The 26,120-nt window shown below is 65.7% G+C and carries 20 protein-coding genes; 4 read left to right on the forward strand and 16 right to left on the reverse strand.

The features are described from left to right. Positions 1-62: 62 nt before the first annotated feature. From OOB33_RS21230 to OOB33_RS21275, 10 genes are all read right to left on the reverse strand, one after another. Positions 63-1,346 (reverse strand): glycoside hydrolase family 88 protein, encoded by a 1,284-nt coding sequence (locus tag OOB33_RS21230; protein WP_271010124.1) that lies wholly within the window; start codon positions 1,344-1,346, stop codon positions 63-65. An 81-nt stretch (positions 1,347-1,427) separates the two neighbouring features. After that, complete coding sequence (kduD, locus tag OOB33_RS21235; RefSeq protein ID WP_271010125.1) at positions 1,428-2,210, reverse strand: 2-dehydro-3-deoxy-D-gluconate 5-dehydrogenase KduD; 783 nt, start codon at positions 2,208-2,210, stop codon at positions 1,428-1,430. 38 nt (positions 2,211-2,248) lie between these two features. After that, a complete protein-coding gene (locus tag OOB33_RS21240) occupies positions 2,249-3,061 on the reverse strand; it encodes a 5-deoxy-glucuronate isomerase (protein ID WP_271010126.1) in 813 nt (270 codons plus the stop codon). Positions 3,062-3,343: 282 nt separating this feature from the next. After that, positions 3,344-5,587: a hypothetical protein gene (locus OOB33_RS21245; protein ID WP_271010127.1), complete on the reverse strand. Its 2,244-nt coding sequence runs from the start codon at positions 5,585-5,587 to the stop codon at positions 3,344-3,346. Next, complete coding sequence (locus tag OOB33_RS21250) at positions 5,584-7,083, reverse strand: SIR2 family protein (protein ID WP_271010128.1); 1,500 nt, start codon at positions 7,081-7,083, stop codon at positions 5,584-5,586. The genes OOB33_RS21245 and OOB33_RS21250 overlap by 4 nt, the downstream gene beginning before the upstream one ends. A 364-nt stretch (positions 7,084-7,447) precedes the next feature. Further along, positions 7,448-8,854 carry an MFS transporter gene (locus tag OOB33_RS21255; protein ID WP_271010129.1) on the reverse strand — a complete coding sequence of 469 codons (1,407 nt, stop codon included), beginning with the start codon at positions 8,852-8,854 and terminating at the stop codon, positions 7,448-7,450. A gap of 125 nt (positions 8,855-8,979) precedes the next feature. Beyond that, positions 8,980-10,227 carry a LacI family DNA-binding transcriptional regulator gene (locus tag OOB33_RS21260; RefSeq protein WP_271010130.1) on the reverse strand — a complete coding sequence of 416 codons (1,248 nt, stop codon included), beginning with the start codon at positions 10,225-10,227 and terminating at the stop codon, positions 8,980-8,982. Positions 10,228-10,342: 115 nt separating this feature from the next. After that, positions 10,343-11,362 (reverse strand): SMP-30/gluconolactonase/LRE family protein, encoded by a 1,020-nt coding sequence (locus tag OOB33_RS21265; RefSeq protein ID WP_271010131.1) that lies wholly within the window; start codon positions 11,360-11,362, stop codon positions 10,343-10,345. A gap of 2 nt (positions 11,363-11,364) precedes the next feature. Continuing rightward, positions 11,365-12,162 carry an SDR family NAD(P)-dependent oxidoreductase gene (locus tag OOB33_RS21270; protein WP_333780346.1) on the reverse strand — a complete coding sequence of 266 codons (798 nt, stop codon included), beginning with the start codon at positions 12,160-12,162 and terminating at the stop codon, positions 11,365-11,367. A 29-nt stretch (positions 12,163-12,191) separates the two neighbouring features. Continuing rightward, the gene (locus OOB33_RS21275; RefSeq protein WP_271010132.1) at positions 12,192-13,964 is read right to left on the reverse strand and encodes an IlvD/Edd family dehydratase; all 1,773 of its coding nucleotides are present in this window, start codon (positions 13,962-13,964) and stop codon (positions 12,192-12,194) included. 153 nt (positions 13,965-14,117) lie between these two features. Here OOB33_RS21275 and OOB33_RS21280 point away from each other — a divergent pair, with 153 nt between their 5' ends. Both OOB33_RS21280 and OOB33_RS21285 read left to right on the forward strand, forming a co-directional pair. Further along, positions 14,118-15,140, forward strand: a complete 1,023-nt coding sequence (locus OOB33_RS21280; RefSeq protein WP_271010133.1) for a 2-dehydro-3-deoxygalactonokinase — start codon at positions 14,118-14,120, stop codon at positions 15,138-15,140. A gap of 10 nt (positions 15,141-15,150) precedes the next feature. After that, complete coding sequence (locus tag OOB33_RS21285; protein WP_271010134.1) at positions 15,151-15,789, forward strand: 2-dehydro-3-deoxy-6-phosphogalactonate aldolase; 639 nt, start codon at positions 15,151-15,153, stop codon at positions 15,787-15,789. 123 nt (positions 15,790-15,912) lie between these two features. Here the strand turns inward: OOB33_RS21285 and OOB33_RS21290 are convergent, their stop codons facing one another. Together OOB33_RS21290 and OOB33_RS21295 are read right to left on the reverse strand one after the other, a co-directional pair. Continuing rightward, positions 15,913-18,174, reverse strand: a complete 2,262-nt coding sequence (locus OOB33_RS21290) for a PhoX family protein (RefSeq protein ID WP_271010135.1) — start codon at positions 18,172-18,174, stop codon at positions 15,913-15,915. Positions 18,175-18,332: 158 nt separating this feature from the next. Beyond that, entirely contained in the window at positions 18,333-20,699 is a 2,367-nt protein-coding gene (locus OOB33_RS21295) for a UvrD-helicase domain-containing protein (protein WP_271010512.1), read from the reverse strand. A gap of 163 nt (positions 20,700-20,862) precedes the next feature. On the opposite strand from OOB33_RS21295, the gene OOB33_RS21300 reads away from it, so the two are divergent. Beyond that, entirely contained in the window at positions 20,863-21,267 is a 405-nt protein-coding gene (locus OOB33_RS21300; RefSeq protein WP_271010136.1) for a YchJ family protein, read from the forward strand. 43 nt (positions 21,268-21,310) lie between these two features. Here OOB33_RS21300 and OOB33_RS21305 read toward each other — a convergent pair whose 3' ends face one another. Next, entirely contained in the window at positions 21,311-21,721 is a 411-nt protein-coding gene (locus OOB33_RS21305; RefSeq protein WP_271010137.1) for a hypothetical protein, read from the reverse strand. A 267-nt stretch (positions 21,722-21,988) separates the two neighbouring features. Between OOB33_RS21305 and OOB33_RS21310 the strand changes: the two genes are divergently transcribed. Further along, positions 21,989-22,699: a pseudouridine synthase gene (locus OOB33_RS21310; RefSeq protein ID WP_271010138.1), complete on the forward strand. Its 711-nt coding sequence runs from the start codon at positions 21,989-21,991 to the stop codon at positions 22,697-22,699. A 277-nt stretch (positions 22,700-22,976) separates the two neighbouring features. On the opposite strand, the gene OOB33_RS21315 is transcribed toward OOB33_RS21310, so the two are convergent. The 3 genes from OOB33_RS21315 to OOB33_RS21325 all read right to left on the reverse strand — a co-directional run bounded on the left by OOB33_RS21315 (position 22,977) and on the right by OOB33_RS21325 (position 26,114). Beyond that, positions 22,977-23,444 carry a hypothetical protein gene (locus OOB33_RS21315; protein ID WP_271010139.1) on the reverse strand — a complete coding sequence of 156 codons (468 nt, stop codon included), beginning with the start codon at positions 23,442-23,444 and terminating at the stop codon, positions 22,977-22,979. A 70-nt stretch (positions 23,445-23,514) separates the two neighbouring features. After that, positions 23,515-23,793: a hypothetical protein gene (locus OOB33_RS21320; protein WP_271010140.1), complete on the reverse strand. Its 279-nt coding sequence runs from the start codon at positions 23,791-23,793 to the stop codon at positions 23,515-23,517. A gap of 368 nt (positions 23,794-24,161) precedes the next feature. Next, positions 24,162-26,114 carry a CocE/NonD family hydrolase gene (locus OOB33_RS21325; RefSeq protein ID WP_271010141.1) on the reverse strand — a complete coding sequence of 651 codons (1,953 nt, stop codon included), beginning with the start codon at positions 26,112-26,114 and terminating at the stop codon, positions 24,162-24,164. Positions 26,115-26,120: the final 6 nt, after the last annotated feature.

The raw sequence follows: 26,120 nt of genomic DNA on the forward strand, positions 1-26,120 counted from the left end.
GAGAGAGAAGGCATCGAGAAGAAAAAGAAGAATTGGCAAGCAGGGGCGCTGCGCAGCCCAGGTCAAACAGGGGTCGAAGTCGAAGGTGGAATTGGTCTTGAGTTCAAAGCCGCAGGCGGGTGCCAGAACGGCGTCCAGCCACGGGCGCGGCGGGCCAGGGCTTCGAGGAAGAAGAAGTCGCCCCACAGGCTGGCTTCGTCCACGCCCAAGCCATCGGGCTTGCTGTAGACGCCGTGGCGCAACAAGGCGTTGCCGGGCGCGTCCCAGCCGGCGCAGTGGCGCAGCAGGCCGTCGAGGATGCGGTCGGCCGCAGCGCGGTAGGCCTGAGCGCGCTCGGCCTCGGCCGCGGGCAACTGCTCGGCAATGTCCATCAGGCCGCAGGCGGCGATCGCGCTGGCCGAGCTGTCCCAGGGCTCGCCCGCCTCGGGCGGGAAGCTCATGTCCCAGCAGGCAATGCCATGCTCGGGCAGCAGGGCCAGGAAGTGATCCGCCAGCTGGCAGGCCGTTTGCAAAAAGCCCTGCTCCGGCACCCAGCGGTGGTTGAGCGCAAAGCCATACAAGCCCCAGGCCTGGCCACGCGCCCAGCAGGATTGGTCCGAGGCGCCCTGCGCTGTGGTGCCGTGCAAGGGCGCGCCGGTCTCGGGGTCGAAGTGGAAGGTGTGGAAGCTGCTGTGATCGGGCCGCACAAGATGTTCACGCGAGCGCTGGGCGTGGCTGATGGCGGCTTCGCGCATCTCGGCCGCGCCGCCCTGGCCCGCGGCCCAGTGCAGCAGGGGCAGGTTGAGCAGGCAGTCGATGATGATGCGGCCGCGCTGGGCCGGATCTTCCAGCCGGCCCCAGGCCTGCACCACGCCGGCGCGCGGCAGGTAGCGCGTCATCAGCAAGGCGGCGGCCTGCAAGGCCGTGGCGTGGGCCAGAGGCTGCGGCCCCTGGCGCAGCGCCGCCACGCAGGAGGGCATGAAGAGAAAGCCCAGGTCGTGGTGGTCCACCACAAAGCGCCTCTTCAGCCTGCGCGAGTAACCGTCCAGCTGGGCGGCTGCCGCCGTGCCAAAGCGGGCATCGCCGCTCAGCTCATGCGCCATCCACAGCAGGCCGGTCCAGAAGCCGGCCGTCCAGCTGCTGTTGACGCCGTCCGGCTCCTCGGGCCAGACGGCGGGCGCGAAGTAATTGCCCTTGCTGGTGTCCCCCGGGAAATGCGGGCCCAGCTGTTGCAGGCAGCGGCCCAGCTGGGCGCAGGCGGCGGCAATCGCCTGCTCGGCGCGCACCACCATGGAGGGCTGCGCCGTGCATGCTGGGCTGGCCGCGCCGGCCTCGGGGTGTTCAACAAGAGAAGCGGTGGTCGTCATGTCTCGATCAGGCATGGGGCGCCGCAGCCTGCGGCTGCGGGCGGGTGTGAGATGAGGGGTCTGGGGCTTTGCGGTCGCTGCTCAGCGGGCCATCCAGCCGCCATCGACGACCAGCAACTGGCCGTGCATGTATGCAGACGCAGGAGACGCCAGGAACACTGCGGCGCCCACCAGGTCTTGCGCCTGGCCCCAGCGGCCGGCCGGGATGCGCTCCATCACCTGGCGGCTGCGCTCGGGGTCGGCACGCAGCGGCGCGGTGTTGGCGGTTTCGATATAGCCCGGGGCAATCGCGTTGACGCCCACGCCCTGCCCGGCCCACTCATTGGCCAGGGCGCGGGTCAGGCCCAGCAGCGCATGCTTGGCCGCGGCGTAGGCCGGCACGCGGATGCCGCCCTGCAGGCTCAGCAGCGAGGCGATGTTGATGATGCGGCCGCTGCCCTGCTCCAGCATCTGGCGGCCGGCGCCTTGGCACAGGCGCCAGGCGGCGTCGAGGTTCAGGTCCAGCACGGCGTCCCAGTCCTCGTCGCGCACCTCGGCGGCCGGTGCGCGGCGGATGATGCCGGCGTTGTTCACCAGCACATCGATGCGCCCGTAGTGCTTCAGGGTTTGGGCCAGCACCTCGGCCGGCGCCTCGGGCCGGGCCAGGTCGGTGGCGATCACCAGGCATTGGCGGCCCAGGGCGCGCACCGCCGCCTCGGTGTCCTCGCTGCTCTGGCTGTGGCGGGTGATGGCCACATCGGCGCCCGCTTGCGCCAGGCCGATGGCCAGGGCCTGGCCGATGCCGCTGGCGCCCGCCGTGACCAGGGCCACGCGGCCCTGCAGGGAGAACAGGGATTGAAGTTGGAAGGGGGTGTTGGTGCTCATGCTGCTCGTCTCACTCACGCATTCATTCGTTCATTCGCTCAGCACATGCCCACCAGCTTTTGCGTCCAGGCCAGCTCGGGCTGCAAAGCCACGCCCTGGCGGCGGCCGTCTCCGGCCAGGAACCACAGGTAGTAGCTCTTGGCGCCCGGCGCGGCGGCGTAGGTGTGGTAGCCATAGGGAATCGACAGCAGGCTGTCGTCGCGCACCGTGTGGGTGTGGTCGAAGCCATGCTCGGGGCTGAAGTGGCGCGCCAGGCCAAAGCCTTCGGGCGAGGCCACGCGGAAGTAATACATCTCCTCGTGGAAGACCTCGCCGCCTTCCTCGCGCTCGTGCTTGTGCGGAGGGAAGGTGCTCCAGTTGCCCGAGGGCGTGATGGTCTCGCCCACGATCAGGCTGCTGGCCGGGCGGCCATCGGGCTGGGTCAAGATCTCGCGGAAATGCCGCGTGTAGTTCAGCGTGCCCCAGGTGCCGGTGCGCACCGCCTCGGGCCGCACCTCGTAGGCCTCGGTGTCCAGGCTGGACGGCGCGCTCACCAGCACCGCCTCGAAGCGGCTGCCGGCCGTCACCGTGAAGCGGCTGCCGCGCGGCAGGTACACGCTGTGCGGGTTGCCCACAAACACATTCGCCCGGCCGCCCACATTCGCAAAGCGCGGGCCACCCACCACTTCCACCGCCTCGGCCGTGCCCGAGAGCACCACCAGCATCTGCTCGCGGTCGCCCGCCACCTGGCCGCTGTGCACCTGGCCCGGCAGCAACACCAGCTTTTCAAAACCCAGCAGCCGGCAGCTCGCGCCTTGCAGGACATGGTGGCCCGGGGCGGTGGGGATGGCGTGGAAGTGTGTGTGGCGCATGTTCGTTTATGTTTAATGTGTGATAACGATAACATGTTAAACACAAGCGAGGGCTAGGGCAAGCCCTGAGTAGGGGTCAGGATGGGGTTAGTGGCGGAACGCAGCGCACGAGGTCGGCGGATTCGCGCCTACGTGTGCTGCTGCAATGCAGCGGGTGCAAACCTAATGCCGGCGCAGGCAAACACGCGCCGTCAGTCGTCTACCGGTCACTAACTTGCTTGACACATGCCCGGAAGCAGATGCGCCAGCCTGACCGAATCATTGAGAGACCGTTGAGGAGCCTCACCCGCCCGCAGCCCTCTGTTGAGAACGTATCGCCTGGTATGTCTCCTTCAGCAGGTCGGAGTGCCGCTCTGAATACAGGTTGCAGATTCTCTCGGCCTCATCAAAATGACCAGTCTTAGCAAGGCCAGTAACACAACGAATGACGTCTTCTCGCCGATAGTCAGGCAAGAACGATGTCAGTGCAGCCCGAAAGACACGTGCCACTTCCGTTGGGTATTGACCCACAAGCCGGGCCATTTCCCCGAGGAGGACATATCCGTGATGGTGGCGTTGTGTGTATGGGGCCGCTGACTCCCATACTTCGACCATTGGTGAGTTCAAGTCATTCAAGAAGACGGCAAGCAAACTGAGCGAGGAACGGAGCTTTGAGAAGTCACCGCCATCCCTTCGAATTCGCGCCTCGACCTGACGCCAGAACTCCAAGACCTTGGGCCCATGACGGCGAGCATCATGACCCTCCCTCGGCTTGAGAGTCCAGAAGTACCAACTGAGATGTATTAGCGCGGTCTGGTCAAGGGCCTCAACAAGTGAACTAAGTAGGCCACCATCCTCAAGTCTCTCCAGTTCCTTCAGATAGGCAACTCCGACAAACTCCACAGCACGTTTCGAGACTTGGCTCGGCAGGCCGACCGTAGCAATCATCCTTTTCAGATGACCAGCAGCAACTAGGCGTCGGTACAGCCAGTCGTGGAGAAATGACTGATACGAGAACCCATGCGCTGCACAGCGCCATGAGGACTCATCTGTGAGCGAGAAGATTCGGTCAATGTTGGCTTCAGTCCACTCGGCGTTCAAATAATGGAAGTTGACGCAGTACATCCCTGCGAGTGCGGCGAAGTCTGGATTCTCTCCAGAGGTGCTAGTTGCGAGCTCTGCATCCAACACTGGGCCCACCTGAGCCCAGCATTCTTCTTTCGCCTCGTTGTCGACTTCTTGCCGCCGCATCGCAAGCGCAACATGGATGAAGGCTTCAAGTACGCGACCCCTTGGCGAGTTGATAGCGTGCGAAACAGCGTCATCGACTTCGACGCGTCGTTCAGGTAGCAGAATTGCTAGCGCCTGATTCAGTGTTTCTAGGCATCGGGGGAGTAGCGCGTGGGGCATGGGTTGCTCGCGCTTAGCACCTGACTTGAGCAAGTCCGCGATATCGGTAACAACCCAGCGTACCGTAGGCTCCCATTCTTCACCCGGGTCCTTCTTCAGTTCACTACTGAAGCTCGAATTACCAACGATGGCCTCCATCAGGGCGACCGCCTCTTCCCACGGTATGTCTCGCTTGTCATCGGTCCACCGCTCCTTCAACCCCCGCAGCAATCCGTGCTGGTAGGCCGGCAATTGGTCCTGGAACAGCTTGAAGTGTCTATTGAAACCATCTTCACTCGCACGCACTGCTGCCGAGATGGTGGCTGCAAGCCCGCGATATGTTGGTCCGCCCCACGTTCGCGGCTCGGCTCTAAAGCTCTTGAGCAGCAGTTCCAAATCCTCGCTGGATGCGGCGACCAGAGCCTCTGGCGTGGTTGAGCTTCGCTCGTCTATCCAACCACCGGTCGAGTACGAATGGAAGTCTGGGTGCTCTCGCACGGGTCCCCAGCGCTCAACCAGTTCCTTGTATCGGGCGTCCAAGTCTGCATCGCCAAGCCCGACGGCTGGATGCAGTAAATCACGCCGATGTTCTGCGACCCACTCTTCGCGCCTATCCTCATCCACCTCGTCGCCATTGAACTGGTCGACCAGTTGCAAGAACTGCTGCTTCTGCGAGGCGGAGAACTTCATGAAGGACTTTTTGATGAACCAAAACACCTCATGCCAATAGTTCAGGCCGACGAACCACTCCGATCGCACGCACTTCCAAAACACATGCCCAACGCTTGCATAGTTCTCGCCACAGACGTAAATGCCGATTCGAACCAGCACCTGTACTTTGCTTTCAAGCATCGCTTCAATACAGGAATCTGCGTCGACTGATGGCTTCTCTGTCGCACCCAGCGCAGCATCACGCACGGCGTCGACCAGCACTGAGCGATGGTCTTCACAGTGGCTGTCCTGCTCATGATCTTCAATTGCGGACCGCCAGATGTACGAATATTTGCCCTCTTTCGGATCACCTAGCGCCTCTAGAAGGCGCTTGCAAAGCATTGCAACGGCCGCCCCCCCCCGACGAGCACCGAGGCTTCTCGCAGAAGCCTTAAGCGCTACTCCCAATTGATAAGGCCCAAGAACCCCCGTTCGTTCCGCACTCATGGTCGTGCTTCCAACGGCTTAGGCATCGTCAGCAGGGCGACCAGCAATTCGGCCATCTCCCAATGCGCAGGGTCCGGACTTTCCAACAATCGCGGCAGCAGCTTTTCGCCAAGCTCGTTCCCCACCATGTCGGCGTCGAATTTACCGGTTAGCCAACTCTCCACCATTTGAATGTCTGAACCCGAAATTGCATTGAGCGGCAGTTGAGCCATGATCGTCGCTAGAGACCACCACGTTCGCCAGTTATCAAGCTTACGCACGAGCGCGTCCTGGGTCACCGACCGAACAATTTCAACAATCTTGCCAGCCTGTGCGTCATTCGCAGCAGCAGCGGCGTGCTCCAAGTAGCGAAGCGCGGGCCAGCCCTCGGCCTGAAACATCTGGCCATTCTCGCTGTCAACCACCTTAACGCCCGGGCTATGGCGCGCCTCAAAGAAGCCAGCGTCCAGCAAGTCTTCAAACCAACTGATGTCCTTCAAGGAATTGATGAAGTAGGTGGCAAGTTCAGGGCGAGTTCTCACCAACCGGAGCGCGGATTCCTTAGATGGCGCGTCAGCAGAGGCAACGTACCTGTCAATGCACAATTCAAGTTCGAGTCGCGTAGGGTCGCGCACATCAAGTGCAGGCGCCCATGATTTGAAGACTTCGAGCAGCTCCGAGTATCCCTTCTCGTCGATGCAGTACGGCAGTACTTGGACTCCGCATTGGTCTTTGTAGAAGCGCTCGATAAATCGAGTCTGCACATGCTCCGTGGAGCGGCAGGGGTATAAAAGATAGTGGCGAGGCTCAACCACCTTGCTCTTTAATGACTCGTTGGAGCGAACAATGTAGTCAAGCACTTCAAGCTCGGCCAGGCCGTATCCGACGAACAAAACTGTGTAGTTCCTGAACATTTCGGCTAAGAAGGCCTGCGCGCGCTCGTCAGCGTAGTGCTCGATGTAGTCTTTCAGCGAAACCACCATGGAGCTCGGGTCCACGTAGCTTCCATGCAGATGAATGACCGAACCGCGTTCCGCCAAAAGGCTAGGAGTCAGCTGTTCTCTTCGGTAGTACTTCGGGCGTTTGACAGATGGACTCGAGGGGGTCGACTCAGTGCCGACGCCGGGCTCTGCGGAAGTCTCTGGAATACCACCTTCGTCCAGCCAGCGGTCATAGTTGGTCGTTACAAAGACCGGTCGGAGCTTCGTCAACACCCGATACAGCTCAGCGCCATCGTCGTTTGGAAGGCCGGGATGCAAGATACTATCGAAAGCAATTGGCAAGGCACTCTCTTCGGCCATTGCCATTGCGATTGAGAGAGTGCGGCGCGGGTCTCCTAGTGCCTTCAGCTGTTCAGCTTCGAGAAAGCTCAGCTTGTCGGCCCGCTGCAACGTAGCAACCACACTGTTTGCAAAGTCACTCCAGCTTGGGCTGCCGCAAAGCTTCGAAGCGCCAGCTCCGACAAACACCACAAGCTCACCGTGTTTCGCTGCGTCTTTGAGAATCTGGTCAGGCATGGGCCTTGTCATGGCTTTGAACACCTGTTGGCGGTTGCCGCCTGACTAGCAGTTTCATCGCCGTATTCAGGAGCCGAACCGCATCGACTCCCATCGACCAAGGAAACACAGCGCGCCCCCTTATCGCTCCTCAAGCACAGGCAAGCCAAGGCAATCATGATGGTTCGCAAGGACGCTCCCTTGTATTCACTCTTAACATATTGTGTAACAGCGGTATCTGTGCTGCCGTCGTATTTGTTCCGAGCAATCCGGTGTCGAGCAAGACCGATCCTTCAACCATTCGCCGGCGAATGACAGCAACCAATCTATCGTCTCCAACCGCCGCAAATGCGTCGACCAAACGGCTCCCGCATCTAACTGATCCTCACTCCGGCGCCCGATACCCCCCCGCCCCGCCGAGCCGCTGGAAGTGCCGGTGCACCATCACAAAGGCCAGCGCGGCGGCCAGGGCCAGCGCGCCGCTGGCGATGAAGGTGTGGCGATACTCGTTGCCGGTGGCGTCGAGCCAGGCGCCCATGAGCGGGGGCACGACCATATAGCCCAGGGCGGCCATCAGGCTCATGGCGGACTGGAACTGGGCAAAGCGGGTGCGTGGGAACAGGTACTGGCCCAGGGCGGCGGTGCCGGTGAGATAAATGCCCGAGAGCACGCCGTGCAAGACAAAGGCCAGGGCAAACTGGCCGCCCTCGCGCACCAGAGTGCCGGCGGCCAGCATGGCCAGGCCGTAGGCGGTGATGGCGACCAGGCCCACGCGCAGCGGGTGCCAGCGGTCGGCCAGCCAGCCCACGGGCAGGGCCAGAGCCAAGGAGATGGCGTAGGTCAGGGCCAGGTACTTGCCATAACCGTCCAGGCCCAGGCCCACATGCTTGGCATAGAACACGCCGAAGCTGTTGACCGGGTTGCCGGCCACCAGGCCGAGGGTCATGGCCAGGAACAGCCACAGGTAATAGGGCTGAGTAAAGCACTCGCGCAGATAGCGGCCCAGGGCGCCGCCGGCGGCAGGAGCATCGTGCGCAGCCGGCGCGTCTTCAACCGGCGGGTACTCGCCCTCGCGCACACGCCAGCACATCAGCGCAAAGCCCAGGCCGTAGATCAGGGCGATGCCGATGAAGATGGCCGCAAAGTGCTGCTCGGCGCGGCCCATCAGGTGGAAGGTAAACGCCATGCCGGCCAACAGGCTGGTGGCGCGGAACAGGCCGTAGAAGCGGCCCACCAGGGTGGGCGGCACCACGTCATTGATCAGGCCGCCGAACACGGCATTGGCGGTGACCGAGGCCACCTCGAAGAGGCTCCACATCAGCGAGAACACGATCAGCGCGCAGACGCGCTCACCGGGTGAAGCCCCGCCCAGCACGCTGTGCAGCGCCGCACCGAGCTCGGGCGTGAAGGCCATGCCCACCAAGGACACGACGATGAAGGGCGTGGGCAGAAACAGGTACGGGATGCGCCGGCCCCAGCGGCCACGGTGCCGATCAGACCGCACGGCGACGATGGGCCCGAGCAGCAGGCCCAGGCCGGCCGGCACCGAGCCCACGACCAGGGCGATGAACAAATCGCTGGCCTGCATTTGTTTCAACAGCACCTGGGCCACGGGCGTGACGGCCCGCTCCTTCAGGCTCCAGGCGAAATCACCAAGCAGCAGCAGGGCAAACAGCAGCACCAGGCCCGAGCTGCCGTAGACCAGCGTGCCATTGCTCCAGCGGCCTTGGGCCCAACGATCGCGCCAACGCTGGCCCCGGCTGGCAGCCGCAGGCACAGGGCCCGAGGACAACACAGGCTGTGATGGAGACGACGACGCGGACGTTGGCAATGAACTCATGGGCGGGGGCGGAGACAAAAGAGAGCTGAAGTTCAGGCCGCCCCGCATGCCGCATCGGGGCCGGTTGGGTGAGCGGCCTAACGTTTTTTGCGTTCGGGCTGGGCAGGAGAGGAAGGAGCAGCAGAAGCCGCCTTGGCGGCAGCCGCTGCCGGCTTGCGTACCGCTCCAGAGGAATTGGAAGCAGCAGCGCGCGAGGCCTTGGCCGCCGGCGGCACGGCGGTGGATTCACGGATCACCAGGCTGCTCTGCAGCTCGACGCGGATGCCGCGCTGCACACCGGCCTCGATCTGCTGCAGCAGCAGGCGCACGGCGCTGCCGCCCAGCTGCTCGTAGTCTTGCTGCACGGTGGTCAGGGCCGGGTGGGTGTGGGCGGCGGCGGGGATGTCGTCGAAGCCGACCAGGGACAGGTCCTCGGGCACCTGCAGGCCACGGGCACGGGCGGCGTCGAGCAGGCCCAGGGCCATCAAGTCATTGGCGCAGAACACGGCGGTGGGCGGCTCGGCCAGGTCCAGCAGTTGCAGGCCTTGCTCAAAGCCCGAGCGCTGGCCGAAGTTGCCCTCCACCACCAGCTCGGGCGCGGGCGCCAGGCCGGCCTGGCCCAGAGCCGCGGCGAAGCCTCGCTCGCGCTCCTGGCTCTGGCCCGAGTAGGCGGTGCCGCGCACAAAGGCGATGCGGCGGTGGCCCAGGTCCAGCAGGTGGCGCGTGAGGGCGTAGGCGCCCTCGTAGTTGTCGGCGCGCACCACCGGCAGCGGCGTGGGCGCGCGCCAGTAATTGACCAGCACGACGGGCAGCTCGGTGCGTTGGAAATGCTCCAGCTGCTCGGCATGCTGGCCGGGCAGGATGAGCAGCAGGCCATCGCACAAGCTGCTGAGCAGAGGCACCACCTCGGGCCGCGCCTGGCCGCCCTCGTTGGGGGCGATGTCGTAGATGATCAAGTCCATGCCGGCCTGCTTCACCACGCGGCTGATGGCGTTGATGATGGCGGCCACCACGGGGGATTCGAAATCGGTGACCAGCAGGCCCAGCACATGGGTGCGCCCGCCCTTGAGCGCCTTGGCGCCCAGATTGGCCACATAGCCCATGGCCTGGGCCATGGCCAGCACGCGCTCGCGCGTGGCCTCGGCCACATAGCCTTTGCCGCTGAGCGCACGCGAGACCGTCATCACCGACACGCCGGCACGGGCGGCGATGTCGCTGACGGTGATGCGGCCGGCCTGGGTGGGCTCTGCGGCCGGTGCAGCGGGTGAGACGGCGGGTGCAGCCGCTTCGCCTTCGCGCGGCGCGCGGCGCTTCGGAACAGGCTTGTTGCTCTTCATCGTTGACATGCTTTTCTCTCCCTCAATGGACGCAGGCCAGGCACCGCGCGGAGCGCGAGGCCTGGCGGGCGGCATTGTCGCGCCAAGCCTGGCGCGCCCACCCCGGAGGAAAAGCGACTTGCGTTCATGCCCAAGGCGTGCCCGCGCGCAGGGCCGCCGCATCGAAGGCAAAGCGGCCCAGCGGCGCGCCGGCCACCGGCAGATCGGCCACGAAGAGGCCGCCGGCCAGGGGCTCGCGCGCCAGCTGCGCTTCGCTGAGGCCGGTGCGGGCGCTGGTGATGAAGAGCTGGCGGCCATCGACGCCGCCGAAGCAGCAGCTGGTGACCTGGCTGACGGGCAGATCGATGCGGGCCAGAGGCTCGCCCTGCGGGCTGTAGCGCGTGACGCGGTGGCCGCCCCAGTGGGCGATCCAGAGCGCGCCTTCGGCGTCGACACACATGCCGTCTGGCACGCCTTCTTCGGGCGGGAACTGGCGCCAGAGGCGGCGCGGCGCCGTGCCTTGCTGCGCGCCTTGCAGTTCACCGCTTTCATCCAGCGCATAGGCCCAGACGCAGCCCAGGCCGCTGTCGGCATGCCAGAGCGTGCGGCCATCGAGGCTGAAGCAGGGGCCGTTGCCGATGCGGTAGCCGCGGTCCAGGGCCTGCAGCTGGCCGCGGCTGTCCAGGCGCAGCAGCTCGGCGCGGGGCTGGCTGGGGTCGGGCTCGTAGATGCCGCTGAACCAGACCCGGCCCCAGGGGTCGAGCTTGGCGTCGTTCAGGCGCAGGCCCTGGCCCGGGGCTGCGGGCTCATGGATGGGCAGACCGGGGCCCAGCACTTCCAGCTGCGGCCACAGGCGCAGGCGCAGCACGGCATCGACACGGCCGGCGAGGAAGATGCCCTCCTCCGTTTTTCCGTCAGCGCCATTGCTGGCGATCAGCCAGGCCACGCGCCAGGGCAAGGCCCAGCGGTGGCGTTGGCCCGAGGGCAGATCGAGGCCGTGGACGGCGGCGCCGTGGATGTCCAGCCAGAGCAGGCGGCCGGCCGAGGCGTGGGCTGCATCGGCCAGCCACAGCGGGCCTTCGCCGAGCTGGCATTCGGCCGGCCAGAGGCAGCGGGCGCTGTAGCGCGGCAGGGTGTCGGGCGTGTGGGCTTGCTGCACGCTCATGCTCAGGTCCAACCGGCGTCGATGACGAACTCTTGGGCGGTGATCATGCGGCTGTCGTCGGCGGCCAGGAACAGGGCCAGCTGGGCCACATCGCTGCCGCTGATGCGGCCGGGCAGGCAGTGGTGTTCGTCCATGGCGCGCTCGCCCTCGGCATCGACCCAGGTGCTGAGCTGCTTGTCCGTCATCACCCAGCCGGGCGTGAGCGTGTTGACGCGCACACCGGCGGGGCCGAACTCGCGCGCCAGGCTGCGGGTCAAGCCGGTCATAGCCGATTTGCAGGTGGCGTAGGCGGCGTAGCCGGCCACCTTGTTCTTCCAGCTGGTGGAGCCGAGGTTGATGATGCTGCCGCCGCCCTGGCGCTGCAGGCTGGGCAGGGCCGCTTGCGCCGCGAAGAAATGCGCGCGCAGATTGATGGCCACGCGGCTGTCAAAGTACTCGGGCGTGACGTCGAGGAAGGCGTGGCGGTCGTCATCGGCCGCGTTGTTCACCAGCACGCTCAGGCCCAGGGTCCATGCGTCGGCCTCGGCCACGGCATCGCGCAGCTGGGCCACATCGCTCATGTCACAGCGCAGGAACAGGGGCTTGTAGGGCAAGCCCATGCAGTCGTCCAGCACCTGCTGGGCGGACGCGGCATTGCGGCCGGTGAAGGCCACGCGCGCGCCCTGGCGGGCGAAGGCGCGCACCATGTCGCCGCCAATGCCGGAGCTGCCGCCGGTGACAAGGACACCGCGGCCGCGCAGGCTGGGGTAGCTGGCCAGCTGGATGGCGGCGGAAGATGGGGAATCAATACTCATATTCATCGCGGGTGTCGTGGGGCTGGGGCGTTAGCTCAGTGGGATTCGCGCGCCACATGGTCGCCACGCTGGCCGACGAGAAAGTCCATGTCCGCGCCTTTGTCGGCCTGCAGCACATGGTCCACATACAAGCGGGCCCAGCCCGAGGCCGGCTTGGGCGGCGGCGCCCAGGCCTTGCAGCGCTCGGCCAGGGTGGCTTCGTCCACATGCAGATGCAGGCGACGCTCGGCCACATCGAGGGTGATCAGGTCGCCGCTCTGCACCAGGGCCAGCGGGCCGCCGGCCGCGGCCTCGGGCGCGACATGCAGGACCACGGTGCCGTAGGCGGTGCCGCTCATGCGCGCATCCGAGAGGCGGATCATGTCCGTCACGCCCTGGGCCAGCAGCTTGGGCGGCAGGCCCATATTGCCGACCTCGGCCATGCCAGGGTAGCCCTTGGGGCCGCAGTTCTTGAGCACCATGATAGAGCTGGCGTCGATGTCCAGCGCGGGGTCGTCGATGCGGGCCTTGTAGTCCTCGATGGTCTCGAACACCACGGCGCGGCCGGTGTGCTGCATCAGGGCCGGCGAGGCGGCCGAGACCTTGATCACCGCGCCATCGGGCGCCAGATTGCCGCGCAGCACGGCGATGCCGCCCTGGGCCACCACGGGACGCTCGAGCGGGCGGATGACTTCGTCGTCAAAGCACTCAGCCGCCTCGATGTGCGGGCCGATGGCGCCGCCGGCCACGCTGGGCGCCTCACTGTGCAGCAGGCCGGCCTCGGCCAGGCGGCGCATCACCACGGGCAGGCCGCCGGCGTAGCAGAACTCCTCCATCAGGAAACGGCCGGCGGGCAGCAGGTCCACCAGGGTGGGCACGTCGCGGCCGAGGCGGTCCCAATCGTCCAGGTTCAGCGGCACACCGAGGCGGCCAGCCAAGGCCAGCAGGTGGATGACGGCATTGGTCGAGCCGCCGATGGCAGCGTTGACGCGGATGGCGTTCTCGAACGCCTCGCGGGTCAGGATGTCGCTGGGCCGGCGGTTCTCTTGCACCAAGGCGACGATGCGGCGGCCGACCTGGCGGGCCAGCTCGTGGCGGCGCGCGTCCACGGCCGGCAGGGCCGCGTTGTCGGGCATGGCGATGCCCAGGGCTTCGACCATGCAGGCCATGGTGGAAGCGGTGCCCATGGTCATGCAGTGGCCGGCGCTGCGCGACATGCAGGCCTCGGCGCTGCGGAACTGGGCCTCGCTCATCTGGCCGGCGCGCACCGCCTCAGAGAACTTCCAGACATGGGTGCCCGAGCCGATGGCCTGACCGCGGTAACGGCCGTTGAGCATGGGGCCGCCCGAGAGCACCAGGGTGGGCAGGTTGACGCTGGCCGCGCCCATCAGCAGGGCCGGGGTGGTCTTGTCGCAGCCGACCATGAGCACCACGCCGTCCATGGGGTTGGCGCGGATGGACTCTTCCACCTCCATGGCGGCGAGGTTGCGGAACAGCATGGCCGTGGGGCGCAGATTGCTCTCGCCCAGGGCCATGGCCGGGAACTCCAGCGGCACGCCGCCGGCTTGCAGGATGCCTTCGCGCACCTTGTCGACCAGGCCACGAAAGTGGGCGTTGCAGGGCACGAGATCGGAGCCGCTGTTGCAGATGCCGATGATGGGCCGGCCGTCGAAGGCCTCGCTGCCCAGGCCTTGGTTGCGCATCCAGGAGCGGTGGATGAATCCGTCCTTGCTGTTGCCACCGAACCAGTGCTGGGAACGGCGCGGCGCCTGCTTGCTCTCGTTGTTGTTGTCGTTGCCGTTGTTGTTGCTGTTCGAATCGTCCGACATGCGGGGCCGCCTTTGCTGCTTGAGCTTGTTCTTGAACGCAGCCACCGCTGCCGCCAGGACAGTTGTGATTGCAATGTGTTAACGTTACCTCATTGTGCGCAGCTTCGCGCTGCATGACAAGGGCCAAGGCCCGTGAACAGACTGGGGTTTACGATGAGATGTATCGCAATTGACTGGGGCAGCAGCAGCCGGCGCGCCTATGCGCTCGATGAAAACGGCCAGCTGCTGGCCGAGCGCCACGACCAGGCCGGCGTGCTGCACGCCGCGCTGAACAGCAAGCCCGGGCAGCGCCGCGATTTCGGCGCCGAGCTGACCGGCTTCATCGGCGACTGGCTGCGCCAGGGGCCGCGCACGGTGTGGCTGTCCGGCATGATCGGCAGCCGCCTCGGTTGGCGTGAAGCGCCTTACCTGCCGGTGCCTCTGGCCCTGGACCAGCTGGGCGCGCAGGCCCTGGAGCTCGACTGGCCCGCCGCCCGCATGGTCTGCGCCGAGCCGCCGCGCCTGCGCCTGCTGCCTGGCCTGAGCCAGCTGCCCGAAGCCGGCCCGGCCGATGTGATGCGCGGCGAGGAAACCCAGCTGCTGGGCGCCTGGCGTCAGTGGCAAGCCAGCGGCACGGCGGCGGGCGATGAAGCCCTGTTCATCCTGCCTGGCACCCACAGCAAATGGGCCCATCTGCGCAGCGATCGGGGCCTGGCTCAGGTGCTGAGCTTCCAGACCTTCATGACCGGCGAGCTGTTCCGCCTGCTGAGCCAGCAAGGCGCTTTGGGCAGCCTGATCGACAGCACCCTGCCCTTGCTCGAGCATCCGCTGGCCCAGCAAGGCTTTGATCAAGGCGTGGACTGGGCGCAGGACGAGGCTTCATCGCTGCTGGCCCAGCTCTTCCGCGTGCGCGCCGAAGCCTTGCTGGCACCACCACACCAAACACCAGGCAGCGCGGTGGACGCGCTGCGCCTGCAGGCGGCGGCCCGCCTCTCGGGCCTGCTGATCGGCAGCGAGCTGGGCCAGTTGCGGCGCCAGCCTGCCCTGCGCGCCCTGCCCTTGCTGGCCGTGGGCGAGGCACGGCTCTGCGCCTGGTATGCACGCGCTGCCGAACGACTGAGCCTGAGCCTGCAATGCCTGGACCCGCGCGAGGCGCATCTGGCCGCGCTGCGTGCGCTCGAAGGCCTGGGCGAATGAAAGGACCGCGATGAAAGCGAACACCAACCCCTTTGCACCCACGCCCGCCTACCCGCCCCTGGTCGCCATCTTGCGCGGCCTGCAGCCCGAAGAAGCGGCCGAAGTCGGCCTGGCCCTGTACGCGGCCGGCCTGCGCCTGATCGAGGTGCCGCTGAACCGCCCCGGTGCCTTGCAGGCCCTGAGCCTGATGCGCCAGGCCCTGCCCGCCGATGCCCATGTGGGCGCCGGCACGGTGCTGCGGCCCGAGCAGGCCCAAGGCTTGCACGAGGCCGGCGGCACGCTGGCCATCTCGCCCCATCTGGACCCCGATCTGCTGCGCCACAGCGTGGCCCTGGGCTTGTGGACCATGCCCGGCGTGGCCACGGTCAGCGAAGCCTTTGCCGCGCTGCGCGCGGGCGCCCATGCGCTCAAGGCTTTTCCCAACGACGCGCTCCCACCCGAGGCCTTGCGGGCCTGGCGCACGGTCTTGCCCGAGGCCCTGATCTACCCGGTCGGCGGCATGGGCCTGCACAACCTGGCGGCCTACCGCCGCGCCGGTGCCACGGGCGCCGGCCTGGGCTCGGCGATCTACCGCGCGGGTGACAGCGCGAACGTGGTGGGCGAACGCGCGAGAGAGTTGGTGCAAGCCTGGCAGGCGGCCGAGCGCTGAGTAGCCTGCAGCGCCAGCATCGCCGGCCCCAAAAGGACAAAGCCCCGGCATGCCGGGGCTTTGTCTTCGTTCACTCAGGCATCCACCTGCAACACCCGAGGGTGCCGCAAGCGGAGAAGCTCATCAGGTACCGATGCGGCCGCCGTCGTTCTTGGTGATGACGATGGTGGCCGAGCGCGGACGCTTGCCGGCACCGTAGCCGGCGTTGCTGGGCCACTGGCTCAGGTACTTGGTCGGATCTGCAGCGTCAGCGGACTTGATGGTTTCGCCCGGGTGCTGGATGTTGACGAACAGCGCCTTGCCATCAGGCGTCTCGCAGCAACCGGTCAGCTCGCAATCCACCGGGCCGACCAGGAAGCGCTTGAGCGTGTCGGCCGTGGGCGTCTTGCCTGCGTAGGTGTCGACGGTCACGACGCTGCCATCCTTCTTGGTGTAGCTCAGCGTCTTCTTGCTGCCGTCGCCCACCTTGCCGGGGATGCCCGCCAGCATCATGCAGTTGGTCTTGTCGGTGAAAGAGCCATCATCGGTCTGGATCCAGCACAGGCCGGTGGACTTGCTGAACCACAGGCCGTCCGGGCTGGACATGTCTTGGTCGGCGGTCAGTGCCGAGAGGTTGACGCTCGACGCATCGGCATCGGACTCAGCCGCGAACAGATAGACGTCCCACTTGAAACCGACCGCAGCCGATTCGCCGCCCGTTTCAGCCAAGCGCAGGATGTGGCCGTTGATATTGCCAGGCTTGCTTTCGACGCCGGCACGCTTGTCGGTGTACGAACGGGGGTTGGCAGAGTCCACAGCGAAATCACCCGAAGCCGGCTCGACCTTGCGGTTGCTGTTGTTGGTCAGCGTGAAGTAGACCTCGCCCGTCGTCGGGTGGGTGGCGCACCACTCGGGGCGATCCATCTTGGTGGCGCCCACGGCGTCAGCAGCCAAGCGGGCATTCACGACCACATCGGCCTGATCCGCAAAGGCGTAGTTGGTGGCCGCCTTGATGGTCGGGTTGTCGATGGACAGCTCGATCCATTGACCGGCGCCATCGGCGTTGAACTTGGCAACGTAGAGCTTGCCCTTGTCCAGGTACTTGTCGCCGGTGGCGATGCGGTCGGCCGGGTTGGCATCTGCGGCCACCCAGGTCGCTTCGGACACCCACTTGTAGATGTACTCGCCGCGCGAATCATCGCCCATGTAAACAGCCAGGGGCTTGCCGACCACCAGCGCGCTGAACGCTGCGCTCTCGTGCGCGAAGCGGCCCAGACCGGTGCGCTTCTTGATCGATGCAGCCTTGTCGTAGCCGTCCACTTCGACCAGGTAGCCGAAGGTGTTCAGCTCGTTGCGGTAGTCATCCGAACCGTCGGCCGACGTGCCCTTCTTGCTGATGTCCCAGCGGGCGTACTTGTCGTCGGCACCGCCAGTTTCCCAGCCGTGACGGCTGGCACCGCCTTGGGCGCGGCCGTAGCGCTTGAGCGAGGTCACGCTCTTGTCGTTGCCGCGCGCGGCATCGTCAGCTGCACCGCGCGTGAAGTAGCCGGCCCAGTTTTCTTCACCGGTCAGCACGGTGCCCCAGGGGGTGTAGCCGGTGCCGCAGTTGTTCAGCGTGCCGCGGGCGGTCTTGCCATCGGCGGCGTACTTGGTCTTCATCAGCGCGTTGCCGGCGGCGGGGCCCGACAGCACCACGGGGGTCAGCGGCGTGATGCGGCGGTTGAAGGCCGATTCCTTGACGTAGGCGAAGGTGGCGCCCGACTTCTTGACTTCGACCACCGACAGACCGTGCAGCGGCACTTCGCGGTCCACTTCAGCGGCAGGACGCGGCAGGGTGTTGGTGCCGCCATTGGCGTGAACAAAGGCCGAGGCACGCTCGCTGCCGGCGTGGCTGGTGGCTTCGTGGTTCATCACCAGGAGTGCGCGGTCGCTGCTGGTGCGGCTGGGCTTGCCGTCGGCCGACAGGCCGAGGTACTCCATGCCGTCGTGGTGGTCGCCCGCACGGCTGTCGAAGTCAGCGTCGGTGCCGTCGTTCTTGAAGGCGGTGGCCGTGGCGGTCAGCGGGTCACCCAGGGCGAACAGCACCGTGGCGGTGTAGCCAGCGGGCACCACCACAGCGTCAGCCAGGGACTTGGCCACGGCACCAAAGCCGAGCTTGTCCAGAGGCGCCGGAGCCGGCGCGGGGGCAGGAGCCGGCGCCGGTGCGGGCGCCGGATCGTCGCCGCCACCGCAGGCGCTCAGGGACGCGCCACCCAGCACGGCTGTGGCCACGCTGCCGATGGAGCCGCGCAGGATGTTGCGGCGGCTCAGGCGTGCGGCGAGCACGCTGTCGAAGCTCGGGTTGGCAGAGGTGTTGGAGTCTTCTTCGTTGAAGTCACGAACGGAGACATCGTTGGATTTGGTCATGGCTTGCTTCAGCTGGCATCAGCTCAGGTTGAGGGATCCGCCAGAGCTTATGTAGCGGCCGTGAAACCCACGTGACCCGCAGATGACAGTCCAGTGACTCGTACGGACTACGCACAAACCAGGGGCGCAGCCCCTTAACCAACCAACCGACCAATCAATCAATCAATTGGCGTCAGCTTGGCCACCGACAGCGCCAGCCACTTCATGCCGTGGCGGCCGAAGTTGACCTGCGCGCGGGCATCGGCGCCGCTGCCTTCCAGTGTTAGCAAGACGCCCTCGCCGAATTTGGTGTGGAACACGCCCTTGCCGACCTTGAGGCCGCCGTGCTCGTCGGCCACCTTCTGGGCGGCGGCCTGCTTCATGCTCTTGGGCACCGGCGTGGTGTCGTAGGCGGGCTTCTCGACCCGGCCGGCGCCGACCACCGACTTGAGGCCCGAACCGCGTTCCCAGGCGCTCTGATACTCCTTGGCGAAGCCGGAGCCGAAGCCCTGGTTGCGCGGGGTCAGCCACTTGAGCGCGTGCTCCGGCAGCTCATCGAAGAAGCGGCTCTTGACGTTGTAGCGGGTCTGGCCGTGCAGCATGCGGGTCTGGCTGAAGGCCAGGTAGAGGCGCTGGCGGGCCCTGGTGATGGCCACATACATCAGGCGGCGCTCTTCCTCCAGGCCGTCGCTGTCAGACATGGAGTTCTCGTGCGGGAACAGGCCTTCTTCCAGGCCGGTGATGAAGACGGCATCGAACTCCAGGCCCTTGCTGGAGTGCACCGTCATCAGCTGCACGGCGTCCTGGCCGGCTTGCGCCTGGTTGTCGCCGGCCTCCAGCGAGGCATGGGTCAAGAAGGCAGCCAGGGGCGACATGATCTCGCCGGTTTCGGCATCGGGCGTGAAGTTGGCGGGCGCCACAGCGGCGGGGAAGCCCTCCGAGATGGCGCCGGGCGAGAGTTCATCGACCGGCAGAGCCACGGCGTCCTTGCCGAAGCCCTCTTGCGTGACAAAGGCTTCGGCGGCGTTGATCAGTTCGCCCAAGTTCTCCAGGCGCTCGGCGCCGTCCTTGTCGTTGCGGTAGAACTCATTGAGGCCGGAGATCTCGAGGATCTGCTCGATGATCTCGCGCAGGGTGTGGCCCTGGGTCAGATTACGGGTCGAATCGATCAGGCCGGTGAAGGCCTGCAGATTGCTGCCCGCCTTGCCGGCCACCGCACCCACGCTCTGGTACAGGCTACGGCCGGACATGCGGGCGGCGTCCTGCAGCAGCTCGATGGCGCGCGCGCCGATGCCACGGGTCGGGAAATTGACCACGCGCAGAAAGCTGGTGTCGTCGTTGGGGTTCTCCAGCAGGCGCAGGTAGGAGAGCGCGTGCTTCACTTCCGCCCGCTCGAAGAAGCGCAGGCCGCCGTACACACGATACGGAATGCCGGCATTGAAGAGCGCCGACTCGATCACCCGAGACTGCGCATTGCTGCGGTAAAGCACGGCGATTTCCTTGCGGTCGATGCCAGCGCGGTGCAGGGCCTGGGCTTCTTCGATCAGCCACTGGGCTTCGGCGAAATCGCTGGCGGCTTCATACACCCGCACCGGCTCGCCCGGGCCGGCATCGGTGCGCAGGGTCTTGCCCAGGCGGCGGCTGTTGCGGCTGATCAGCTCGTTGGCGGAATCGAGGATGTTGGAGTAGCTGCGGTAGTTCTGCTCCAGCTTGATGACCTTCTTGACGCGGTACTCGCGCTCGAAATCGGCCATATTGCCGACCCGCGCGCCGCGGAAGGCATAGATGCTCTGGTCGTCGTCGCCCACGGCCATCACGCCCTGGCCACGGCCCGGGGGCGCGAACATCTTGAGCCAGGCGTACTGCAGCTTGTTGGTGTCCTGGAACTCATCGACCAGGATGTGGCTGAAGCGGCGCTGGTAATGGTCGCGCACGGCCGGGTTGTCGCGCATCAGCTCGTAGGAGCGCAGCATCAGCTCGGCGAAGTCGATCACGCCTTCGCGCTGGCACTGGTCTTCGTAGGCCTTGTAGATCTCGATCAGGGTCTTGGTCTGCTCGTCGCGGGGCTCGATGTCACCGGGGCGCTGCGCGTCTTCCTTGGCGCCGGCGATGAACCAGCTGACCTGCTTGGGCACGAAGCGCTCTTCATCGAGCTTCATGGCCTTGATGACGCGCTTGATGGCCGAGACGGAATCGGAGGCATCGAGGATCTGGAAGCCTTGCGGCAGGCCGGCCAGCTTCCAGTGCGCGCGCAGGAAGCGGTTGCACAGGCCGTGGAAAGTGCCGATCCACATGCCGCGCACATTGACCGGCAACATCGTGCCCAGGCGCGTCTGCATTTCCTTGGAGGCCTTGTTGGTGAAGGTCACGGCCATCACGCTGCCCGGCGTCAGCTGGCCGGTCTGCATCAGCCAGGCGATGCGGGTGGTCAGCACCCGGGTCTTGCCCGAGCCGGCACCGGCCAGGATCAGGGCCGGCTCCTGCCCCAGCGTCACGGCGGCGTACTGCTCGGGGTTGAGGTTCTTGAGCAGGCCGCTGGAGGCCATGGCCTGACCGGCGTCTTCCGCCGCCTCGGCGGCCAGCTGATGGGTGTCCGGGCCTTCGGCGGCGGCGAACAAGTCCTCGTTCAGTTCTTCGGGCGGGGCTTCGGGGCGCGGGTCATGAGGCAGGTTCATCGCCGCATTTTAGGTTTGCGGCATCATGCGGCCGATGAAAGCCACCGAAGACCTGCCCTGCCCCTGCGGCCGCGCCGCCTCCTACCGCCACTGCTGTGGCCGGCTGCATGCCCAGTTTGCCGCCAGCAGCGAGCTGCTGGCCGACAGCGCCGAGACCCTCATGCGCTCGCGCTACAGCGCTTATGTGCTCGATGAGCTGGCCTATCTGCAAGCGACTTGGCATGCCAGCACGCGGCCCGCCGAGCTGAGCCCCAATGAGCCTGGCCTGAAATGGCTGGGCCTGGAGGTGAAGAAGCATGGCCAGCTCGACGCCGACCATGCCTGGGTGGAGTTTGTGGCCCGCTGCAAGCTCGGCGGGCGGGCTCAGCGCCTGCAGGAGCGCAGCCGCTTTGTGCGCGAGAACGGGGCTTGGTTCTATCTGGACGGTGAGCTCAGCTGAGCACCGAGGTGAACGCTGAAGTGCGCGCGCCGGCTCGAATCCATCAAGCGAACTCTTGGCGCACGCTGCGGGTGTTGAGCGTGTGCACCGTCCACAGGATGGCGGCACTCCAGATCAGGCACAGGGCGGCCAGCAAGAGGTGCGAACCGCTGACCCAGAGCAGCATGGGCGAAGCCAGCAGCAGGGTGACCAGCAGGCCGCGGCAGAGGCGGCGCGCCCATTCGTAGCGGCGCAGCAAGCCTTGACCCCCGGTGATGCACAGGCCCGAGGCCAGCAGCAGCGCCAGCATCAGGCCCAGGCCCCAGACGCTGCGCAAGCTGGGCAGGCCGGCGCCCACCCCACTGCCCAACCAGAAGCCCATCAGCCCCAACCCGGCCAGGCCCAGCGCCATCAAAACCCAGGCCACAGCACTGACCCAGGGTGAGCGATATCCGACGTGAAAGACTTGCGGCATGGTGGGGACTCCTTGACAGCGCCAAGCTGCGGCGCTTTCTTTTTCAGCAATCAAATGATGGGTTCTGGCGATGACAGGATTGTTTCGACCGTGGCGCCGCCCCACCATCCCCCCCGAAAGGTGGGGTGCGCTTGCACAGCGCACAGCCGCGAGGTTTTCCTCATGGCCACTGGAGAAAACAGCCCCATCCATGGGCTCGGAAACCCAGCGGCAGCCGCGCCGGTTTCTGCCCGCGCCCCGAGCCGCAGGTAATACTCACCCCCCACCATGTTGCAGATCATCCACATCGACGAACACCTCGTCGCCATCGCCAAGCCCGCCGGCCTGCTGGTCCACCGCAGCAGCATTGCCGCGCAGGAACAGGTCTTCGCCCTGCAGCTGCTGCGCGATCAGCTGGGCCGCCCCGTCTGGCCGGCGCACCGCCTGGACCGCGGCACCTCGGGCCTGCTGCTGTTTGCGCTCGACGCCGACACCGCTTCGCAGCTGGGCCAGGCTTTTGAGCAAGGCCAGGCGCGCAAGCGCTACCTGGCCCTGGTGCGCGGCTGGCCGGCGGCAGCGGAAGGCCGCATCGAACACCCCCTGGCCCGTGACCCCGAGCTGCCCTCCGCCGGCCAGCCCCTCCTGGAATCACGCACCGACTGGCGCAGCCTGGCCCGGGTCGAATGGCCGCTGTCCGTGGACCCGCGCTTTGCCACCAGCCGCTACAGCCTGCTCGAAGCCCGCCCCCTCACCGGCCGCCGCCACCAGATCCGCCGCCACCTCAAGCACATCGCCCACCCCATCATCGGCGACGCCACCCACGGCAAGGGCGCCCACAACCGCGCCGTGGCCGCCTTCCTGGGCACGCAGCGCCTGTGGCTGCACGCGCTGGAACTGAACATCCGCCACCCTTGGACCGGCGAGCCGCTGCAGCTGCGCGCGGCGCCGGGGCCGGAGTGGGAGGCGATGCTGGGGCGCGGGGGAGTGGCGGACGAGTGAGGGGGAGGTTTGGGGGCAGACGAGCTGGAGGGAGATGCTCGGGTAGGGCTGAAGCTAGCGCTGCCGAACCACTGGACCTTGGCGCGACAAATGGTGGCGCTGAACACCGGGGCGCAAACTGATAGCGGGCGGCTACCGTTGGATCGCTGACCTGCGCGTGCCCGGCCGGGAGGCCGGAATGGAATAGTTCAACGTTCGATGGAAGCGGCGGCTTGCGGCTTGCCGTAAGACGACCCCTTGACTGAGGGGTTAGGCGTACCCGACGACGCCCAGACGTTCACTGAACGCATGCTGCAGCCTTTGAAATGAGTTCCTCCACACCGCGAAGCATAGTGGCGGAATCTGGAAGAACGATGGCGTGCAACCCTAGGGGATACCGCAACGTGTAGGGCGTTGCATGGACACGATGCAATCGCTCAAACCAGGCGTCTTGCGATTTGGGCAACGAGATGCCCTCCGCAACTGCTCTTGCCCAAAGATTCGTCAACTTGTGACCAAGCGCGGGTTTACTCAATTCAATTGTTGGCACCCCGACTTGCGACAGCATCGCCTTAAGGGCCGACTCAGCGGCATGACCGCATAGGTGTGAGAGCGCGATGGCGGGAACTTGTGAAGCACTTGCTAGCACCCTCGCACCCTCAAGCATGGTGCGAGCGGCAGCAAGAAAACCTTCTGCATCAGTTGGCGCGCGTATGAAGTCATCGCTGGATTCAACCGCAGACATGGTGCCGGTGACGGACTTCATTTGGCATGCCTCACGTTCGAGGTAAGGGACGCCTTGCGGCTTGCCGCAAGGCGTCCCCTTGACTGAAGGGTTAGACCTCTGGCGCCGCTGACGCCTTGGTTGCAGGCCTAGCCTTCCCCTTAGCCTTTGGCTTGGCCCGGGCAGGCTTGCCTTGCACCACCATCAGCGTCGCAAACTTGTCCCAACTGAGCCGATGCTTGTTGACGGACTTTGACGCTGGCATCCACTCAATGTTTCCCTTGCTGATCAGAAGGGTACCGAGCTTTCCGTCGTTGTTGCTGACCTCAACCTTCACGTCCTTGTGAAGAACGAACTTTGTGTTGATATCAAGCAAGACTTCATGCGCCATCTCATAACTCCCATTTTGTTGATTGATGCCGTTCGGCTCCGAAAGCCTACTGCCAAGTGAGCAGTACTGATGCTGGGACTTTTACTTGTTGGAGGGAGCCGAGAAGACAGAACGGACATGCTTTGATCCGCGGGCTGACGCATCTGCTTCCTGAGGCCTAACTTGCTTGTATGCGGATCGTCAACAAAATCTGCCGCACATTTGACCAGCGCTTCCATCCAACGCACATCCTCCCGAGGCATTTGACGTCTTCACAATTCCCACGGAAGCACCTTTGTTCTTTGGCCTGACGCGTCTGTTGAAGGCGCCCTGCGATCTCTGATTCCTTGGATTCAAAGATCAACAGGGGCCGCAGTACCGAACCAGCCTCACGACCCCTCAATCACCCGCATCTCCAGCTGCGACGCCCGTTCACCCGCGCGGAACAGGGTCTGCGTGGCCGGCTGGAAGTCCTCGGGTGCCGCATCCTTGATGCGCACAAAGCGCTGGGGGTTGCGGTCCAGCAGGGGGAACCAGCTGCTTTGCACCTGGACCATCAGGCGGTGGCCGCGGCGGAAGTTGTGGTTGACGTCGGGCAGCTCGATGTCCAGGGCCATCACTTCGCCGGGCACCACGGCCTCGGGCTTGTCCAGGCCTTTGCGGAAGCGGGCGCGCAGGGGCTCGCCGCGCACCAGCTGCTGGTAGCTGTTGAGGGTCTGGCGCGGCGGCGGCACGTCGCTGGGCGGCGGGCCTGAAGGGCTTTCGTCCTCCATGTCATGCGGGTAGACATCGATCAGCTTGACGATGAAGTCGCTGTCGCTGCCGGTTGTGGAGACGTACAGGCGCGCCTTGATCGGGCCGGCCACCGTCAGGTCGCGTTCCAGCACCTCGGTCTGATAGACCAGCACATCGGGCCGGGTGGCGGCAAAGCGCTGATCGCCCACCATGTACTCGGCCGGCATGCCTTGGGCGGCATAGCTGGTGAAGGGCACGGGCTTGTTGGGGTCGCTGACGTAACGGTCCACCGCCTCGGCGCCTGCACTGGCCTCGGGCCGCTTCCAGTCCAGCTTGCCGCCGGCCTGGAAGTAGAGCTGGCGCGGCTTGGCTTCCGCCGGCGGCCAGGCCGGGTAGTGGCGCCAGACATTGCTGCCGGTCTCGAACATGGTGGCCTCGGCGATCTTGGCCTCTCCCTGAGCGCGCAAATGCTGCTCGAAGAAGGGCAGCATCACCTGCTTCATGAAGTACTCGCTGTTGTTGCCGCCAAAGCTGACCGAGCCCATGGACTTGCCCGCGGTGCGGAACCAGCCGCCGTGTCGCCAGGGGCCCATAACGATCTGGTTGCTGATGCCGGGGTTGCGGGTTTCGATGCTGCGGTAGATGGCCAGAGGGCCAGGCAGATCCTCGGCATCGAACCAGCCGCCCACGGTCAGCACGGCGGCGCGGATGCCCTTGAGGTGCGGGGTGATGGATTTCGGCTTCCAGTGCTCGTCGTAGCTGTCGTGCTCGATCAGGTCGTTGAAGTAGGGGTTGCCCGGCGTGCCCAGGGTCTTGGCGATATTGCTGAGATTGCCGAGCTTGAGGAAGTAGTTGTAGGCATCGCCGCTGCTGTAGCGGAAATCACCCCAGCGCGAGGGCTCGGAGGTGGGGTTGGGTTGGGGCTTGAAGCTGGTGAAGAAGCCGTAGTTGTGGGCCAGCATGAAGGCGCCGCCGTGGTAGCCGTCGTCGCCCTTGTAGTAATCGGCGATCGGGGCTTGCGGCGAGGCGGCCTTGATGGCCGGATGCGAATCGATGATGGACGCGGCGCTGTAGAAACCGGGGTAGGAATTGCCCCAGATGCCGACCCGGCCGTTGTGGCCCGCCACGTGGTCGAGCAGCCACTGCACGCTGTCGTGCATATCGCTGCTTTCGTCGACATCGTTCTTGCTCTTCTTGTTCGGCACATGGGGCGTCATCTCGACAAAGCGCCCCTCCGACATATTGCGGCCGCGCACGTCCTGGCAGACCAGGATGTAGCCGGCCTTGAGGAAATCCTCGCTGGGCGCCAGGCGGCCGCTGTAGCGATCCGAGCCATAGGGCGCGCAGCTGTAGGGCGTGCGCGTCATCAGGATGGGGTACTTCTTGCTGCTGTCCTTGGGCACGTAGACCGTGGTGGCCAGGCGCACGCCGTCGCGCACCGGGATGCGGTACTCGTACTTGGTGTAGTTGGCCTTGAAGTCATAGGGCGCCGGGGCGGCGCTGCCCGAAGAAGCACCGGCTGCTTGAGCCAGCACCGCGCCAGAACCCAAGAGCAAGCAAGCAAACAGTGCGGCGGACGCCACCGGCGAAGAAGAGCGCATGGGCATGAAGAG

It is taken from the genome of Paucibacter sp. B51, assembly GCF_027863535.1.
Taxonomy (GTDB): Bacteria; Pseudomonadota; Gammaproteobacteria; order Burkholderiales; family Burkholderiaceae_C; genus Paucibacter_A; species Paucibacter_A aquatilis.